The sequence below is a fragment of the Arthrobacter gandavensis genome, from assembly GCF_039528575.1.
In the GTDB taxonomy this organism is placed as follows: domain Bacteria; phylum Actinomycetota; class Actinomycetes; order Actinomycetales; family Micrococcaceae; genus Arthrobacter_B; species Arthrobacter_B citreus_B.
The window spans coordinates 1-15,730 of the sequence record NZ_BAAALV010000010.1 but is presented as its reverse complement, the minus strand read 5'-3'; the positions used below and the strand labels follow the sequence as shown (position 1 = coordinate 15,730).

Annotated in this window: 19 protein-coding genes; 5 read left to right on the top strand and 14 right to left on the bottom strand. The window is 67.0% G+C overall.

The window, feature by feature from the left end; translation table 11 throughout:
• Positions 1-4: 4 nt before the first annotated feature.
• On the bottom strand, positions 5-643 hold the full coding sequence (locus ABFX29_RS16425) for a LysE family translocator (RefSeq protein ID WP_152229465.1): 639 nt from the start codon (positions 641-643) through the stop codon (positions 5-7).
• Positions 644-715: 72 nt separating this feature from the next.
• Here ABFX29_RS16425 and ABFX29_RS16420 point away from each other — a divergent pair, with 72 nt between their 5' ends.
• Positions 716-1,369, top strand: a complete 654-nt coding sequence (locus ABFX29_RS16420) for a peptidyl-tRNA hydrolase (RefSeq protein ID WP_246167751.1) — start codon at positions 716-718, stop codon at positions 1,367-1,369.
• Here the strand turns inward: ABFX29_RS16420 and ABFX29_RS16415 are convergent.
• Both ABFX29_RS16415 and ABFX29_RS16410 read right to left on the bottom strand, forming a co-directional pair.
• Positions 1,366-1,791 (bottom strand): hypothetical protein, encoded by a 426-nt coding sequence (locus ABFX29_RS16415; RefSeq protein ID WP_152229467.1) that lies wholly within the window; start codon positions 1,789-1,791, stop codon positions 1,366-1,368. The two genes, ABFX29_RS16420 and ABFX29_RS16415, sit on opposite strands and share 4 nt — an antisense overlap.
• Positions 1,792-1,866: 75 nt before the next feature.
• Complete coding sequence (locus tag ABFX29_RS16410; RefSeq protein ID WP_152229468.1) at positions 1,867-2,619, bottom strand: hypothetical protein; 753 nt, start codon at positions 2,617-2,619, stop codon at positions 1,867-1,869.
• A 164-nt stretch (positions 2,620-2,783) separates the two neighbouring features.
• Between ABFX29_RS16410 and ABFX29_RS16405 the strand changes: the two genes are divergently transcribed.
• Positions 2,784-3,086 carry a hypothetical protein gene (locus ABFX29_RS16405; protein ID WP_152229469.1) on the top strand — a complete coding sequence of 101 codons (303 nt, stop codon included), beginning with the start codon at positions 2,784-2,786 and terminating at the stop codon, positions 3,084-3,086.
• A gap of 30 nt (positions 3,087-3,116) precedes the next feature.
• On the opposite strand, the gene ABFX29_RS16400 is transcribed toward ABFX29_RS16405, so the two are convergent.
• From ABFX29_RS16400 to ABFX29_RS16385, 4 genes are all read right to left on the bottom strand, one after another.
• A complete protein-coding gene (locus tag ABFX29_RS16400; RefSeq protein WP_152229470.1) occupies positions 3,117-3,500 on the bottom strand; it encodes an RNA-binding S4 domain-containing protein in 384 nt (127 codons plus the stop codon).
• A gap of 14 nt (positions 3,501-3,514) precedes the next feature.
• Positions 3,515-4,414: an HNH endonuclease gene (locus ABFX29_RS16395; protein WP_152229471.1), complete on the bottom strand. Its 900-nt coding sequence runs from the start codon at positions 4,412-4,414 to the stop codon at positions 3,515-3,517.
• A 22-nt stretch (positions 4,415-4,436) separates the two neighbouring features.
• Positions 4,437-4,727 carry a DUF1540 domain-containing protein gene (locus ABFX29_RS16390; RefSeq protein ID WP_091607887.1) on the bottom strand — a complete coding sequence of 97 codons (291 nt, stop codon included), beginning with the start codon at positions 4,725-4,727 and terminating at the stop codon, positions 4,437-4,439.
• Between the two features lie 121 nt (positions 4,728-4,848).
• On the bottom strand, positions 4,849-5,706 hold the full coding sequence (locus ABFX29_RS16385; RefSeq protein ID WP_152229472.1) for a hypothetical protein: 858 nt from the start codon (positions 5,704-5,706) through the stop codon (positions 4,849-4,851).
• A gap of 112 nt (positions 5,707-5,818) precedes the next feature.
• Here ABFX29_RS16385 and zapE point away from each other — a divergent pair, with 112 nt between their 5' ends.
• Entirely contained in the window at positions 5,819-6,871 is a 1,053-nt protein-coding gene (gene zapE, locus ABFX29_RS16380; RefSeq protein ID WP_152229473.1) for a cell division protein ZapE, read from the top strand.
• Positions 6,872-6,876: 5 nt separating this feature from the next.
• Here zapE and ABFX29_RS16375 read toward each other — a convergent pair whose 3' ends face one another.
• Genes ABFX29_RS16375 through ABFX29_RS16365 form a run of 3 tightly spaced genes read right to left on the bottom strand, consistent with a single transcriptional unit; the run spans position 6,877 to position 10,022 of the window.
• Complete coding sequence (locus ABFX29_RS16375; RefSeq protein ID WP_152229474.1) at positions 6,877-8,415, bottom strand: tripartite tricarboxylate transporter permease; 1,539 nt, start codon at positions 8,413-8,415, stop codon at positions 6,877-6,879.
• Entirely contained in the window at positions 8,416-9,045 is a 630-nt protein-coding gene (locus ABFX29_RS16370; RefSeq protein WP_152229475.1) for a tripartite tricarboxylate transporter TctB family protein, read from the bottom strand. It lies immediately after the preceding gene.
• The gene (locus ABFX29_RS16365) at positions 9,042-10,022 is read right to left on the bottom strand and encodes a Bug family tripartite tricarboxylate transporter substrate binding protein (protein WP_152229581.1); all 981 of its coding nucleotides are present in this window, start codon (positions 10,020-10,022) and stop codon (positions 9,042-9,044) included. Before ABFX29_RS16365 ends, ABFX29_RS16370 begins: the two co-directional genes overlap by 4 nt.
• 238 nt (positions 10,023-10,260) lie before the next feature.
• Here ABFX29_RS16365 and tcuA point away from each other — a divergent pair, with 238 nt between their 5' ends.
• Both tcuA and ABFX29_RS16355 read left to right on the top strand, forming a co-directional pair.
• Entirely contained in the window at positions 10,261-11,736 is a 1,476-nt protein-coding gene (gene tcuA, locus ABFX29_RS16360) for an FAD-dependent tricarballylate dehydrogenase TcuA (RefSeq protein ID WP_152229476.1), read from the top strand.
• A 49-nt stretch (positions 11,737-11,785) separates the two neighbouring features.
• A complete protein-coding gene (locus tag ABFX29_RS16355) occupies positions 11,786-12,469 on the top strand; it encodes a GntR family transcriptional regulator (RefSeq protein ID WP_152229477.1) in 684 nt (227 codons plus the stop codon).
• A 19-nt stretch (positions 12,470-12,488) separates the two neighbouring features.
• On the opposite strand, the gene ABFX29_RS16350 is transcribed toward ABFX29_RS16355, so the two are convergent.
• From ABFX29_RS16350 to ABFX29_RS16335, 4 genes are all read right to left on the bottom strand, one after another.
• A complete protein-coding gene (locus tag ABFX29_RS16350) occupies positions 12,489-13,427 on the bottom strand; it encodes a hypothetical protein (RefSeq protein WP_152229478.1) in 939 nt (312 codons plus the stop codon).
• Positions 13,424-13,795 carry a DoxX family protein gene (locus tag ABFX29_RS16345; RefSeq protein ID WP_152229479.1) on the bottom strand — a complete coding sequence of 124 codons (372 nt, stop codon included), beginning with the start codon at positions 13,793-13,795 and terminating at the stop codon, positions 13,424-13,426. Before ABFX29_RS16345 ends, ABFX29_RS16350 begins: the two co-directional genes overlap by 4 nt.
• 78 nt (positions 13,796-13,873) lie before the next feature.
• Complete coding sequence (locus tag ABFX29_RS16340) at positions 13,874-14,929, bottom strand: LacI family DNA-binding transcriptional regulator (RefSeq protein WP_152229480.1); 1,056 nt, start codon at positions 14,927-14,929, stop codon at positions 13,874-13,876.
• Positions 14,930-14,933: 4 nt separating this feature from the next.
• A partial coding sequence (locus ABFX29_RS16335; RefSeq protein WP_346038509.1) for an alpha-amylase family glycosyl hydrolase occupies positions 14,934-15,730 on the bottom strand: 797 nt, incomplete at its 5' end.

The following is a 15,730-nucleotide window of genomic DNA, read 5'->3' as shown; positions in this document are numbered from 1 at the left end:
GGCACTAGTGTTTTATGGCCAGGGAGGTGCCGAAGCCCAGCAGGGCGAGCCCCGTCAGCCGGTCCGTGATCTTCACCGACCGCGGAGCCTGCAGGGCCTTGCGGGCCAGATGAGCGGCCGAAATGATCAGCCCGAACCAGACAACGCTCAACAGCACATGGATGCCGGCGAGGGCCAGGCCCATGAGCAGGGGAGAGACTCCGGCAGGCATGAACTGGGGAATCATGGCGATGTAGAACACGCCCACCTTGGGGTTGAGCAGGTTGGTGCCCAGCCCTTTGGCCCAGGCGGCTGCCAGCCGCTCGCCCGGCGGTGCCGGAACGCCGTCTACCGGTACGGGCGCATGCCGGCGGCGGAAGGACTTCCACAGCAGGGAAGAACCCAGCCAGAGCATGTAGACGGCGCCAGCCAGTTTCACTGCTGTGTACGCCGTTTCGGACGCTGTCAGCAGTGCGGAAATACCCACGGCGGCTGCCGCCCCCCAGGCGAAGGCGCCGGTATTGATGCCCACTCCGGTAGCGACGGCATGCCGGGGGCCCTGGCTAATGGCCGAGCGCAGCACCATGGCCGAGTCCAGGCCCGGCATGATGGTCAGCAGGACGGCGACGGCCGTGAAGCCGAGTAGGGCCTGTTCAACAGTCACCCGCTTATCGTATCCCTGCGGATCACCCCTCTCCCCGCCGGCCACCCCCGGATGGCGTGGGAAAGTGGAGGTGTGGAACTTAGCGATACTGTCCAGCCCATTCTCCTGCGCGTGGACAAGGAGAACCCGGCTGCGCACGCTGACGCCGTGGCTGCCGCTGCCGTGGCCTGTGTCCTGGCCTTTGCCCGCAGGGAAAGTGATGAACCGTGGGCGGACTGGGTAGCCGGACGCTTCACCAAGACGGTGCGCCGGGCCGGTCCCAAACCCTTCGCGAAACTTACGGCGGATGCGCCGTCGGGAATCGTTGCGATTGGCACGGCGGAGGCAGCGGCCTTCGAACCGCAGCGCTATGGAGACATGCCGCGGGCGCTGCGCTCCCTGCAGGTCTCAGGCACCCAGCTTCCCGCAGGGGACCCCGTGCCTGCCCGGCCAGGGAGTCCGCTCATTGTCCTCAACCAGGAACTGGAGATGTCCACCGGCAAGGCTGCGGCCCAGGCGGCCCATGCCTTGCTGGCGTGGTACTTGGAACTCGGCCCGGAACGGGCCGGCGCGTTCGCGGCGAACCCGGGCGCCGCAGTCACCGAAGTCCGGGCAGCGCGCTTCCGGGAGCTGAGCTCGTGCGCCGGCACCGGTCCGTTGATTGTTGACGCCGGCCTCACCGAAATCGACCCCGGCTCCGCAACGGCGTTCGTGGCTGCGGCAGAGCTTCCCGTGCCCCGCGGCTAGCGGGCGAGGTCTTTTTCCGCAGCCGGCAGCAGCTGTTCCTCGTCTTCGCGGAGGTCCACCGGACGTTTGCCGGAGAGCAGGGGATTGGGCCGGAAGAACCAGCTGACCAGTTCCTCGTCCCGCCACCGGGCGAGACGTCCTATCCGGATGATGTCCTTGACCGCAGGAAACATCCGGGTTCGTTTTTCGTCGAACTGGAACCCGGGATAGAGCACGCTTCCGTTCTCCACGATGGCCAGCACCGGGGCCTTGCCGGTGAGGTTGCGGGCCCGCATATTTTCCGTGCCGCCGAAATCGAGCCGCTCGGCGAGTTCACTGGCCGTGTACAGCCCGAACCCACTGCGAACCTGGTCCCAGTGTTCCGCGGCGGCCGCGCCTTTGGCGCCTTTGCTTCCGGGACGGGATGCTGGCTGTGGCGTCATGGGTGACAACGTACTCCCCGACCGGTCTTTCGGGGAGACCTGTTTGGTCCTGGCGGGGACCTGCAGCAGTAATCGCTAGCCGGCCATCCGAAGCGCGCCCAGGCGCCGGGCATCCCTGGCCCGGGCATCCAGGTCTGCGGCCGCCTGGGCAGGCAGGTCGATAATTCCCTTCAATGAGCGGCGCAGGCTCCGGTAGGCCCCCTCGACTTCGGCCGGTGACGCGCCGCCGTCGAGCAGGAGATTAAGGGCTGATCGGGCTGTCGCCAGCTTCCCTCGCTCGGCGTCCGTGAGCCTGGACTGTCCGCAGCGGCGGGCATAATTCTCGGCCGTGCGCAGCGCCACCTCGAAACGGTCGACGGCGGCGTGCAGCCGGTCGGGGTCCGCGCCACGCTCCGCTTCGCGGATTCCCTGCATCGCCACGATGACTTCCCTGATGACCGGGTCGCTGTAATCGGTCATGAGGGGGTACTCGATGAGCAGTGAAACATCTGTCTCGTACCGGGACCAGGCGACCAGCGCCGCATCCCTGCGGCTCTGGGCCAGCTCCCAGGAAGACTCCGCCGCAGCGGCGCGGGACCGCCGGTTCCGCCGCGCCCTGAACACGCTCGCCGACTTTCCGGCCGCTACACCCAGGCCGGTCAGGGCCGCGATGCCGGCCGGGGGAACGACGAAGGCCAGGACAAAGGTGTATGCCGGCGGCACAGCGCCAAAGATCGCCCAGGACGCAAAGGAGAGGAGGGAATAGACACCCAGGACCACCAGTCCGGAAGCCAGGGCGAAAAGAACCAGTGCAGTCGCAGCAATCCTGCGGGCTATCCTCTTCAGCATGCCGACAGGATAGCTCCCGAAGCTGGAATCCGGCAGGGAACGCGGGCAGGGGAGCTGAACAATAAGGCTGCCGTGGACCTTTCAGTCAGCGGCGCGCTGGAACTTGAGCAAAAAATGCGCGTATCTTTCGCGGATGCAGGCCCTCGGTTCCCTAAGGTTCCTGCATGGGGACTTACAACACACTTACGCGAACGAAGCCCGTCACCGATGCCCTGACACCTGCATCCGCAGGACCAGTCAGCCGCTGGGTCCTGGCCAGCCGTGCCCGGGCCGTCCCAGCTCCTCCGGCGCTGGGACCAGGCCAGGTCTACGTCACTCGCCGGGGCACCGTCTTCCATTCCGCCTGGTGCCAGGTTGTCCAGCGGACCTGGGAGTTCAACCGCCCGGCCCTGCAGGTCTGCGGCCGGGACGCGGCAGGCCAGCGCCGCCTGTGCCGTTCCTGCCTGGAAGAGGCACGTCGCCTCTAGAGTTCCGGCGTGTCCCAGGGCGAACAGCTGCTAGCGCGCGCCCCGAAGCCGCTCCAGCTCGCGGCGGTCCTTCTTTGTTGGCCGCCCGGTGCCGCGGTCACGCTGCGGAATACCCAGGGCCGGAGCGGCAGGGCGTTGGGGGGTGTGGTCAGTGAAGAAGTGCGACGCAGCTTCGGCGCCCACCCGCTTCGCTATCAGCCCGCGGACCTCCAGGATGCGCTCAAACCCGGGCTGCCGGACCCGGACTGTGTCTCCCGGCTGGACCGGAGCTGCGGCCTTTGCGGCGTTGCCGTTGAGCTTCACGTGGCCTGCCCGGCAGGCAGCCGTTGCCGCGGAACGGGTCTTGTAGGCACGGATAGCCCAGAGCCACGCGTCAATGCGCACCGGGCGGGAGCTGTTGTTCGGAATGCTCATGGTGATTCCCGAGTCTAGTCGGCCGGGCCGCTCCGTCTGCTCCGGAAGCCCAGCAGTCTCCGGGCATCGTCCTGCGCACGCAGCTGGTCCGCAGATGGAAGGGCGCCCTGGAGGACGGAGCCGTGCAGGGGCACATCGCGGGAAGCCAGGAGGCGCCTCAGCTCAGCCGGGGTGAACGGATCGGGATAACCGCGGTGGGACACGGCGTGGCAGGTTGGGCACAGGGGCACCAGGTCAGTCACCGGGTCCAGCTCGTATGTGTCCGAGAGAAGGCTGGGCGGGACAACGTGATGGACCTGCAGGACGCCGGTGCCGTCAGGACCGAAAACCGCCTCGGGATCCAACCCGCAGGCTGAACAGGACGGACCGTAGTGGGCAAGGCAGATACGCCGGGCCTCGGCGTCGTGCTCCCAGCGGCTGGTAAGGGACCAGCGTACGGCCGGCTGCGGAAGGGATCCCGGGAACAGGCCTTCGTAGGTCTCCGCGGCATCGTGCTGGGACCACGCGCGGCGCAGCCCCTCGCTGGCGGGATGGCTGAGGATGGCGGAGCCGCCGGCCTCGGGGCACACGGCGAAGACTTCCTGCGGCAAATCCGGCAGGAGGATCAGTTCGTCCAGCGGCAGCAGGACGTCGATGTCGATGTCTACCAGCCGGGCCCAGGTCTCCGGCGAGCCCTGCCGGTCCGCGATGCCGTAGGGGGAGGAAACTACTACGCCGTGACCGGCCAAGCCGGCGCGCTCGCCGGGAACCATGAACCAGGCATCCGAGCCCGGCTCCAGCCCGTCCCCCGCTGGCGCGACGTCCCAAACCGCACGGAAGAACCCGGCGTCGGCTGCTATTGCGGCGGCCTCCCGGTAGTCGGGCTGCCATGCCTCCGGCCAAACCGGATCCCAGGCAAGAAGGACTGCGGTCATGCGCAGTCCCGGACGCGGGCCGTCAACGCGGCTGGTAGGTGAGACAGTCGGCCAGCTCCGCGCCTGGGCCCACCCGCACATCGTGTGCGTCGCACATCAGGTGGTTGTTGTGGCGGCATTCTTCACGCTGGCACGCCCCAACGGTGGCAAGGACCTTGGGGAGGCCGCCCGTGGCGGAGGTGTCAATGAACGTGGCGCAGCTGGCATGGTCCTGGGAGCCTCCCACGGTGATGGCGTAGGCAGTGCAGCCGTCGTGGTTGAAATCGCAGTTGTGGACCGAACAGTCTGATACGGGTGCTACATGGTCAGTCATGGTTCCTCCCGTGCTTGGTGCCGGATTGGATCGTGCCCGAGTTCCGAACGTACCACCGTTGGCAGCGAATAATTAGCACGAATTTCTTGGGCGTAATTCGGCGGTGTGGGGTAGCCGGGAGCTACTGGCGCAGGATCGAGACGGCCACCAGGACGGCAGCGACGGTGAGCACCAGCCGGAGCAGGAAGGAAGCTTCCGGGTAGATCCTGCGAAGCGGCTCCGGTACCTGCCATCGGGGAGCGGGCCAGGACCTGGCATCGCAGCGAATCACCGTCGCGGTGAAGACGATGGCCCCGCCAACACCGCAGATGGTGGTGAGCACACCCACCAGGGGGCTGTCGCTGTTGAGCCCGCCGGAAGCCACTACGCCCACGGCTAGTCCGAGGGCACTGCCTCGGCCCACGAAGTCCAGGTAGCGTCCCATCGCCGGCAGGAAGACGGAAAGAAAACGCCGGGCCGCGCCCCTGCGCAGCAGCGGCACCGCGGCCCGCAGGTGTTGCCGCGAGGCGGCGCGGAGTTCGTTCCAGTCCGCAGCGGAGCTTATCGCCGGTGCCAGTCCGGCCACCGCATTAGCCAGGAGCGTCTCCTGTTCCGTAACGAGGTGTGGCCGGCGCAGGAACCCGGCCAATGCCTCAGCGCTTTGGCGGCGCTGCGCGGGGGAGGGCCTGGAATGCCTGCGCTGGCCTTGTTTCCGCACCCAGGCGCTCTCGTCGGAGGAGGGAAGCATCAGCCGCGGGTCGGTGAGGGTGCGGACCATACGCCTGCCTGCCGCCGCCGCTGAACGGTGCGGCTGTTCTGCCGGCTGACGCAGCTCGGCTGCGCGCCGGGCCGTGAGCTCAAGGCAGTGGTCAGTCAGGGCCGGCAGGACCGTGTTGTCCCAGCACGCCCGCGCAACGATGAAGATGCCAAAAACCGCCGAGACCAGGGCCGTGGCCTGGCTGACAGTCCAAAAATCCAGGCCCGCCCACAACTGCTGCACTTTATCCCTTGCCTGCTGTCCTGACACGTAACGGCAGCCATCTGTGCCGACGCTGAAATCTTGCCACAGCAGAGCATTTGGAGGCGCCGATGCGACTCGGTATAACCGGTGTATGACCTCCGTGCACGTTGAATCCATTTCCTCAGCGGTACGGCGGGCGGCCGGGACCCAGGGGCTGGTGCTCGACGCCGCGCAGCTGGCGGTGCTTCCGCTGCTGGCCCGAGCCGGGGCCGCGGCCACCTCCGGGGCAGCCGGCAGCTCGGTGTACCTGTGGGGGCCTCCGGGCCGCGGGAAAACCTGGCTGCTGGATGCCTTCTACGAATCTGTTCCCCTCGCGGAAAAGCGCCGGCTGCACTTCCACGATTTCTTCCGCGAGCTGCATGCCCGGACCTTCGAGGGATACGGCCGTAAGGGTTTCGCCCAGCAGTCTGCGTTCGCCGCCGGGCTGGACGCCCTGCTGGGGGACGCCCGGCTGCTCTGCTTCGACGAGTTCCACGTTAACGGACCCGCGGATGCCGCCTTCGTGACGCGGTTGCTCCGCCAGGTGGACGAGCGGGGGATCGTGCTGGTGGCGACGTCGAACTACGCGCCGCACGAGCTGCTCCCGGATCCGATGTTCCACCACCTCTTTGAGCCGGGGATCGAGCTGATCACCACCCGCCTGCAGGTGGCGGCTCTGGACGGCCCGCTGGATTACCGGTCTGCCCGTCCCCGCGGTACGTCCGGCTTCGCTGCGGGGCACCATCTCCGCCGTCCGGATGCGCGGTCCCTTGCAGCGGCCGGACTGCGGACGCCGGAGCCGGAGGAAGCGGAAGTGCTGGCCCCAGGGTCGGTGGCCCTGAAGGCGGCCCGGGCTGCGGACGGCCAGGTCTGGTTTACCTTCGCTGACCTGTGCGCGGCCCGGTCAGCGGCGTCGGACTATCTGGCGCTGGCCGGCGAATACCGCCACTGGGTGGTATCCGGGGTTCCGGACACCACCCACGAAGCTCCGTTTGCCTGGCAGCGGTTCGGTAACCTGGTGGACGTGCTGTACGACGCCGGCTGCCGCCTTGATGTACTCGGGCTCAGCGACTACGCAGGCACGTTCCCGGGCACTGCCCACGGTATTGACCTGGCCAGGATCAGCAGCCGCTTTGGGATGCTGGCCCCGCCCGTCCCGGTGTAGGCGGCTCAGGCATCCACGGGCTGTGCCTCGCGCTCCGGGTCCTTCCGGGTGCGGCGGTGACGCAGGTGCTGGATGCCGGAGACAACCAGGGCAATGGCCAGCACCAGGTAGAGGGTAACGGTGATGGGGCTGCCCACCAGGATGCCAAGGTCGCCTTCGGAAACGGCCAGGGCCCGGCGGAGTTCGGTCTCAGCCATCGGGCCAAGGATTACGGCGATCAGCACGGGGGCCAGGGGAATGTTGAAGCGGCGCATCATGAACCCGACCAGCCCGATGGCGATGAGCAGCCAAAGGTCAAGGACCGAGGAGCTGACGGCGTAAACGCCCAGCATCGAGAACACCGTAATCCCGGCGTAGAGGTAGTGCCGCGGAATGTTCAGCAGCTTGGCCCACACGGTGGCAAAGGGCAGGTTGATGATCAGCAGGATCACCAGCCCGATGAACAGCGAGGCCAGCAGCGCCCACACCAGTTCACCGCTGCGCTCGAACAGCAGCGGTCCGGGCTGCATCCCGTATTGCTGGAATGCGGCCAGCATGATCGCTGCGGTTGCTGAGGTGGGCAGCCCCAGGGCCAGCAGGGCGCCCATGGCGGTTCCGGCCGTGGCGTTGGAGGCAGCTTCCGGAGCCGCGAGGCCCTTGATGGAGCCGGTGGTGCCGAACTCCGGGTCCTTGCGGCGGGCGGCGAGCTTCTTCTCCGTGCCGTAGGCAAGGAAGGTGGGTACCTCGGCGCCGCCGGCGGGAATCAGCCCGAACGGCGCGCCGAACGCGGTGCCGCGCAGCCACGCGGGCATGGCCCGGCGCACATCGCGGAGATTGATGCGCGCCCGGCCGCGGGTCTTGATCTGGGTAGCCGCCGGATCCCGGTGGATGCGGGAGGCTATGTGGAACACTTCGCCCAGCGCCAGCAGGCCGACGGTGATCACGATGATGGAGATGCCGTCAAACAGCTGGGGCATGCCGAGGGTGAAGCGCGCGGTACCGCTGGGACCGTCGATGCCCACGAGTGCCAGCGCCAGGCCGATGCCCAGGGCCGCCAGCCCGCGGACTACGGATTCTGACACCACCGCGGAGATCGCCAGGAACGCGAACACTGCCAGTGCGAAATACTCCGCGGGTCCGAAGACGGTGGCGAGTTTCACCAGGGTGGGGGCGAAGAAGACCACCAGGGTGGTGGCGATCAGGCCGCCGATGAAGGCACCGATCGCCGCAGTTGCCAGTGCCTTTGCGGCCTGGCCGTTCTTGGCCATCCTGTGGCCTTCGAAGGTGGAAGCGATCGCGGAGGAATTGCCGGGGGTATTGAGCAGGATTCCGGCCGTCGAATCGCCGAAAAGCCCGCCGAAGTAGATGCCCGCGAACATGATGAAGGCTGCGGTGGGATCAAGGGAGAACGTGACCGGGAGCAGCAGGGCCACCGCCATGGCAGAGCCCAGGCCGGGCAGGACGCCGACCGCGGTGCCAAGGACCGCGCCGATCAGCACCCACAGCAGGTTCATGGGTGTAAGTGCGGCTCCGAAGCCGTCGAAAAGCAGGGATAGCTGATCCATCTAGAGAAGTCCTCCCAGGAAGCCGGAGGGCAGGTTCAGGCCCAGTCCGGCGTTAAAAGCGAGCTGGATTGCCGAGGCGAAGAGCAGGGACACGCCGGCGTCGAAGCCTGGACGTTTGCTGCCGAGCGCGTAGCAAATGATCCAGAAGAGAAAGGCTGCGCTGAGGATCCAGCCCAGGATGTTCAGCACGGCGGTGAAGACCACCACGCCCAGGAGCACCAGCCCCACGGTCCGCCAGTCGGAATAGGTTCGCCAGGTGCCGGCCGGCGCTGCCTGCGACTTGTCCACCGGAAGCCCGGCCAGGTCGCGGAGCATGTCATCGGAGAAGTTGCCGCGGTCGGGGTGCTTGCGGGTGTCCGGAACGGTCGGGCTGCGCAGCACTGAAATGGTCAGGGCCGTCGCGACGCCGTAGAGCAGGATGCACACCAGTACCGGGAAGAAACGGGGTCCCGGTGTTGCGGTGCCCTGCACGTTCATGGTGAGGGTGCCGACGGTCAGGAACACGGCCAGGGCATAAAGCACGACGGCGACCAGCAGCTCGCTGCGCCCGCGCAGCAGGCCGCCTTCCGCGGCGTCGGGCGGTGTGCCGTGGTCATGTCCGGCCTCTGGCCTGCTGCCGGTGATGCTCATAGTCCCAGGTCCTTTACGATCTCGCGTGCGGTGGCCACTTCGCCGGCAATGAACTCCTCGAGCTCTTCTCCGGTGGCAAAGCTGTCCGTCCAGCTGTTGCGTGCCAGGGTGTCTTTCCAGTCATCGGTTTCGCGCATCTCGGTGATGATGGCCGTGAACTCCGCCCGGGCGGCGTCGGAGATGCCGGGGGCGGCAACCACGCCGCGCCAGTTGGACATGGCCACGTCCACGCCCTGTTCCTTGAAGGTGGGTACGTCCACGCCGTCGAGCCGCTCTTCAGAGGAAATGGCCAGCGCCCGCAGTGATCCGGCCTCGATCTGGTCAGCCACTTCGTTGTAGCCGGACATTCCCGCCGCCGTTGTGTGCGAGAGCAGCGAGGTCAGGGCCTCACCGCCGCCGGAGTAGGCCACGTAGTTCACCAGTTTGGGGTCCAGTCCCACTTCCTTCGCGAGCAGGCCGCTCAGCAGATGGTCGATTGAGCCCAGGGAACCCCCGCCAATCGAGGTGCCGCCCGGGTTCTGGATCCAGGCGGCCAGGAAATCATCCAGTGTCTGGAACTCGCTGTCCGCCGGGACCACCAGAGCGGCGTAGTCGTCTGCCAGTTTGGCGATGGGAACCACGTCCGCCATGGACTCCGGGTTGTCCGCCAGTTCGATGGCACCGATCATGACGCCTCCAGTGACCAGCAGGGCATCTTCCCGCCCTGGCGTCTGCACGAACTGGCTCAGGCCGATCGTTCCGCCTGCGCCCGGAACGTTGACCACCTGCGGATTGTTCACGATTCCGTTGCCCCGCAGGGCCTGCTGGGATTCACGGGCAAATCCGTCCCAGCCGCCGCCGGGCGCGGCGGGAGCAATCAGGGTCAGTTTGCTGCGGGCGGTGGCGGTTCCGCCGGATGATGCGGCGTTGATCAGGGCAAGCACTGTGATCAGCGCCGTAACCAGGGCGAAGGCGCCGGAGCGCAGGTTTAGCTTCATGGTTCCTGTTCCAAATAGCGTCGTGGTGGTCATTGGCTGCCTTTGTACACAAGGGAAGTACCTGTATATACCGTGATCCACATCACTGCAAGACTGCTCAAAGCCCTAGCCATATAGGGAAGAGCCTGCTATGTCCGCCTTCTTGATTCGTAAACATCTCGAATCTCTTCCGCATTGTATTTTTATGGACTAGTTTGTATACAGCACAGCAGCGACGACGAAAGAGAGTGTTTTGGTCATGCCACACGAGAATCAGCTGGACGCAGATGTCTTGGTGATCGGCGGCGGAAATGCCGGCTTCACAGCAGCCCACGCGGCCGCCGAACGCGGGAGGAAAGTGATCCTGCTGGAAAAGGGGACTGAGGAACTCTCCGGCGGCAACAGCTTCTACACCGCGGGCGCAACCCGGATTGTCCACGGGGGCCTGGAGGACCTGAGCGGGTTCATCGAAGAGGATGAACGGCATGCCGTAACCGAAGTCCCGCCATACACGGCCGAGGACTATGCCTCCGACCTGGCCAAGGTCACCGAGGGGCGGAACGACCCGGAACTCACCAAGGTCCTCATCGCCGAGAGCCAGTCCACCCTGCGCTGGCTGACCGGACTGGGATTGAAGTACCGCCTGATGTACGAACGCCAGGCGTATGAGCGCCCCGACGGCAGCTACCTGTTCTGGGGCGGACTGCACGTGGGCAACGTGGGCGGCGGCGAGGGCATGATGGCCGACCACGCGCGGGTGGCAGCCCGCCTGGGCGTGGACGTGCGCTACGGCCACGCCGCCACCGGACTGCTCGTCGAAGACGGTGCGGTCACCGGCGTCCGGGCACTGACGCCCGAGGGGGAACGCACCTTCACTGCCGAGTCAGTGATCCTCACCGCGGGCGGATTCGAATCCGATCCGCAGAAGCGCCGGGAATTCCTCGGAGAGGGCTGGGAAAACGCGAAGGTCCGCGGCACGCCGTGCAATACCGGAGACATGATCACGGCGGCGCTGGAAATCGGCGCTGCCCGCGGCGGGGACTGGAATACCTGCCACAGTGTGCAGTGGGATGCCTTCACCCCGCTGAACGAATCCAACCGGGAGCTGACCAACCGCCTCACCCGGCAGAGCTACCCCCTGGGCATTATCGTCAACCGCGACGGCGAACGCTTCCTTGACGAGGGCGCGGACTTCCGGAATTACACCTACGCCAAGTATGGGCGGGAAATCCTCCGCCAGCCCGGGTCAATCGCCTACCAGATCTTCGATGCCACCCTGCGCCCCATGCTGCGCACGGAAGAGTACGACATGCCCGGCGTGTCAGTGGAAACGGCGGACACCATCGCTGAACTCGCTGCCAAGATCGGGATCAGTCAGGAGAAGCTGGAAAAGACCGTCACGGAGTTCAACAACTCCATTGACCGGTCCGTTCCGCTGGATCCGAACGTCCTGGACGGCCGGGCTGCCCGGACCCAGCCGCCCAAGAGCAACTGGGCCAGTCCCATCGAGACCGGGCCCTTCTACGCCTTTGGCGTCACCTGCGGCATCACGTTCACCTTCGGGGGAGTGCGGGGAGACACCCACGGACGCGTCCTGGACGAAAGCGGCGCACCGATCCCCGGACTCTTCGCCGCGGGGGAGATGCTCGGCGGCCTGTTCAGCACGAACTACCCCGGCGGCTCGGGCCTGGCAGCCGGATGTGTCTTCGGCCGGCGGGCCGGAGCGCTCGCGTAAAGTTGCCGGTAGACCTTCCCTAACGGCTCTCGCGCAAGGAAAACCCACAGTGGCCCAACCGGCATCTTCCCGCAAGGACGGCGAGTCGATCTTCCTGGCCCTGAGGTCGGAGATCCTCTCCGGGCTGCATCCTCCCGGAACGCCCATGCGCGAGGTGAACCTCGCAGAGCGGTTTGGCGTCTCCCGGACTCCGGTCCGGGAGGCGCTGTCCCGCCTGCAGCAGGAACGCCTGCTGGAGCGGGTCGCCCGCGGCCTGCAGGTACCCCAGGTGGACCCGCAGCAGGTCATCCAGGTCTATGACATGCGGATCCTCCTGGAAGAAGAAGCTGCCGGACAGGCAGCCAGGGCACGCCGCTTTACCGACCAGATGCGGCTGGAAGCCCTGCTTGAAAGGGACCGCAGCCTGCAGGACCCGGACGACCAGACCCGCATCAAAACCAACCTTGAGTTCCATTCCGCAGTGTGGGCCTGCGCCCACAACCCCGTGCTGCAGGACCTGCTCGAGCGCCTTTCCACCCATCTGGTGCACGCGCCGCATTCAACCCTTTCAGTGGGGCAGCGCTGGGAGGACGCCTTGGAAGAACATGCCGCACTCGCGGCAGCGATCGACAGGGAGGATTCCGAAGCAGCCCGGGCCATCGCCCGGAAACATATGGCAACTGCGCGCAGCCTGCGTCTCCAGCTGCTGCGCGAGGGCGCCCTGCAGGAACAGCTCCGCTCCTACCAGGGCTGATTCGGGCAAAGGAGGGCCGTCAGCGCAGCGAGTCAAGTTTCGCTTCCGCTTTCTCTACCGCCCGGCGGGCCGCCCTCGCCTCACGCCGTGCCTTGTCCCGGGCACGCTCAAGGGTTCCGCGCCGCCGGTCGAGGTCGCTGATTTCGCGCTCCAGCTCGCGGATCCGCTCCCGCAGGTCATCAATCTCATCGGTCAGGCCGTCGCGGAATGAGGCCTGGCCGTCAACCTCGGACTGGACTTCCGCGAGTTTCTGTTCCGCCTGTTTCGCGGCTTCGCTGGCCTTCGCCAGCTCCTGCTCCGCTTCCTCCCGGGCTTTTGCCCGGGCTGCCTGCTGCTGGCGCGGCGTTCCCTTTGCCGGCGCCTTGCCGGCATCCGCGCCGCCGGGTTGCCTGGTCCTGGCGCCCGCGGACACCAGCGGGGAGGCAGACTCCGGATCCGCGACGGCGCCGTCGAGGTCCACCGGCTCCCAGCCGTTCGCTGCCAGCCCACGCACGAGCCGCCCGGAGGCCAGGGCCGCTGCCGCGTCAGGGTCCGTCATGGCTGCCCAGAGAGTCTGCTCCACTTCGGCGGCCACTGCAGCGCTTACCGGGTTGCCGAGCCTTTCGGCCAGCTCCCGTGCATCCCGGGCCAGGCTCCTGAGCATGCGGTGGCGTTCGGAGTTCAGCCTGCGCAGCTCTTCCCTGTCGAGGTCTGCCTGCGCTTCCCGGAGGGACGCACCGAGGGCAAGGACACTGGCGATCGCGGGCCCCTCTTCCCGGATAAGCATGTTGGCCAGCCAGGCAGCAGCCGACGGTTTGGGCAGGGCCTTCAGGCGCTTGCCAAGATCGGCATGACCCTCACGGGTGGCTGCCGCCGCCTCTGCGTTGCGGGAGGCCGTGAACTCGCTCGGCAGCAGCCCGTACAACCGGGTGACTGCCTCTGCCGGACCTGCGGCCTTCGAACTCTGGGAGGGACTCATCCCGGGTAGGGGCCGAACCGGCCAATGGCCACGAAGACGTTCACCGCCAGCAGGATCGCGGGAAGGGCTACCCGCTGGCGTTCGCGGCGCCTCAGATGCACCACCACGGCGCCTGCCATCATCAGGGCCAGGGCACAGGCCGCGATCGGGGTGAGGACGGGAGCCACATCGGTGGCGGCCGGAAGCAGGAGTCCCAGCGCACCCAGGATTTCAGCCACGCCAATCAGTTTGACGCCCCAGGCCGGGAAGTCGGCGGGCCACCGCAGGACACGGACCAGTTTGGTATAGGGCTGGACCAGGCGCATGGCTCCAAGGCCGAAGTACAGCAGGGCCAGTACGATTTCCGCTACCCACAAAAACACCAGCATGGATGTTCCTCAATCCCCCGTTCCGTTCCGGTCAGGCCCGGCCCTGTCATCCTATCCAGCCGTTCCGCCGAGGCACAGCTACGGTGCGGTCCGGCCCTGGAATCCGGGCGGCACGGCAGTGCTGGACCGGACAAGGAACTCGGTGGGGTAGGTGCCGTGCAGCAGTTCGCCGTCAACCGGCTCATTGCGCAGCAGGGACAGCACGGCGCCGACGGCGGCGGCTCCCTGTCCTGCCGGGTCCTGGCTGATGGTGGTGAGGCCAAAAACGGCCGAGAGCTCATGGCCGTCAATGCCGATCACGGAGAGATCCTCCGGTACGCGCAGGCCCAGTTCCCGCGCAGCCAGGATTGCCCCCACCGCGATTTCATCGGCGGCGCAGAAGATCCCGGTGACGCCGGCCGACGGATCCGCCAGCAGCGCCTTGGCGGCAGCGAATCCGCCGGCAACGCTGAATTCGGAGCTTCGCAGCCACTGTGGCCTGGGGGTGAGGCCGGCTTCCGCCATGGCAGAGCGGTAACCGTCCTGCCGGGTGCTTCCCATCCGGAAATCGCGTTCGAGTTCCTCCCCGCCGCCGATGTGGGCGATCCGGGTGTGGCCGAGTGAGATGAGGTGCCGGGTGGCCAGGGCAGAAATGCTGAACTCGTCAACCCGTACCGTCGGGGTGTCCGGCAGCGGGCCGCCAATGGCAACGATCGGCTTGCCTACCTCGCGCAGCTGCTCCAGCTCTTCCTCGGTGGGGCGCAGGGCCACGGTGATGACGGCGTCGAGCCTCTTGCGCTGAAGCATCTCCTTCAGCACGCTTTCTCGGTGGCCCGGGCCGTCGGACGTGTTGTACAGGGTGAGGTCATAGCCGGCCTCGATCAGCGCCGACGCAGCGCCCTCCAGGACCTGGGAGAAGTACCAACGCCCAACCGTGGGAAGAACGATTCCGATGTTCCGGCTCCGGCCCGAGGCCAGCGACGACGCGTTATAGGAGATGACGAACCCGAGTTCCTCCGCTGCGGCCTGGACCTTCCGGCGGGTCTGCTCGGAGACCCTGCCGTTGCCGCTCAGCGCCCGGGAGACTGTCGCCGCAGAGACTCCTGCCCTGGCGGCGACTTCACGAATACCTGCCCCGCGGGCGCTGCGTTCCACTGGCTCAGGCTAGCCGAATCCACACGGCGGCGTCCGGAGCCAGGACACCGTTGCTGCCGGCCTCCGGAATGCTGCGCACCAGGATCTCTCCGGCAGGCAGTTCCACGGGCTCCGAGCCCATGTTCATCATGGCCAGGACGTTCCCGTTGACCAGCGACACAACGCCCTTGCCGTCATGCTCGGGCCACCAGGCCAGGGACCCGTGGCCCAGGTCCAGTTCCCGGCGCAGGGCCAGTGCTTCCCGGTAGACGTGCAGGGTTGAGTCCGGATCCTGCTGCTGCAGGTCCCGTGCGAGTTCCCGCCACTGTTCCGGCTGGGGCAGCCAGCTCTTTCCGGTGCTGCTGAACCCGTACGACGGCGCATCGGCGACCCACGGAAGCGGAACGCGGCACCCGTCCCGGCCCAGGCGCTCGCCACCGGTGCGGTGGAAGGTGGGATCCTGCCGGTGGCCGTGTTCGAGCATGGTGTGGTCCGGCAGGCCCAGTTCTTCGCCCTGGTAGAGGTAGACGCCGCCGGGGAGCGCGAGCATGAGGACGGTGGCTGCCCGTGCACGGCGCAGCCCCAGTTCGTGGTCCGGCTGGAAGTCCTCCGGTCCCAGGCCATCGCCGGGCCGGGTATGCCCCTCGGCCTGGCCGAAGCGGGAGACGTGGCGGACGACGTCGTGGTTGGAGAGGACCCAGGTGGTGGGGGCGCCGACTTTGTCGAAGGCTTCGAGGCTGGTGGTGATGATGCGGCGTAGTTCGTGGGGGTTCCAGGGGTGGTGGAGGTAGGCGAAGTTGAAGGTTTGGTGCATTTCATCGT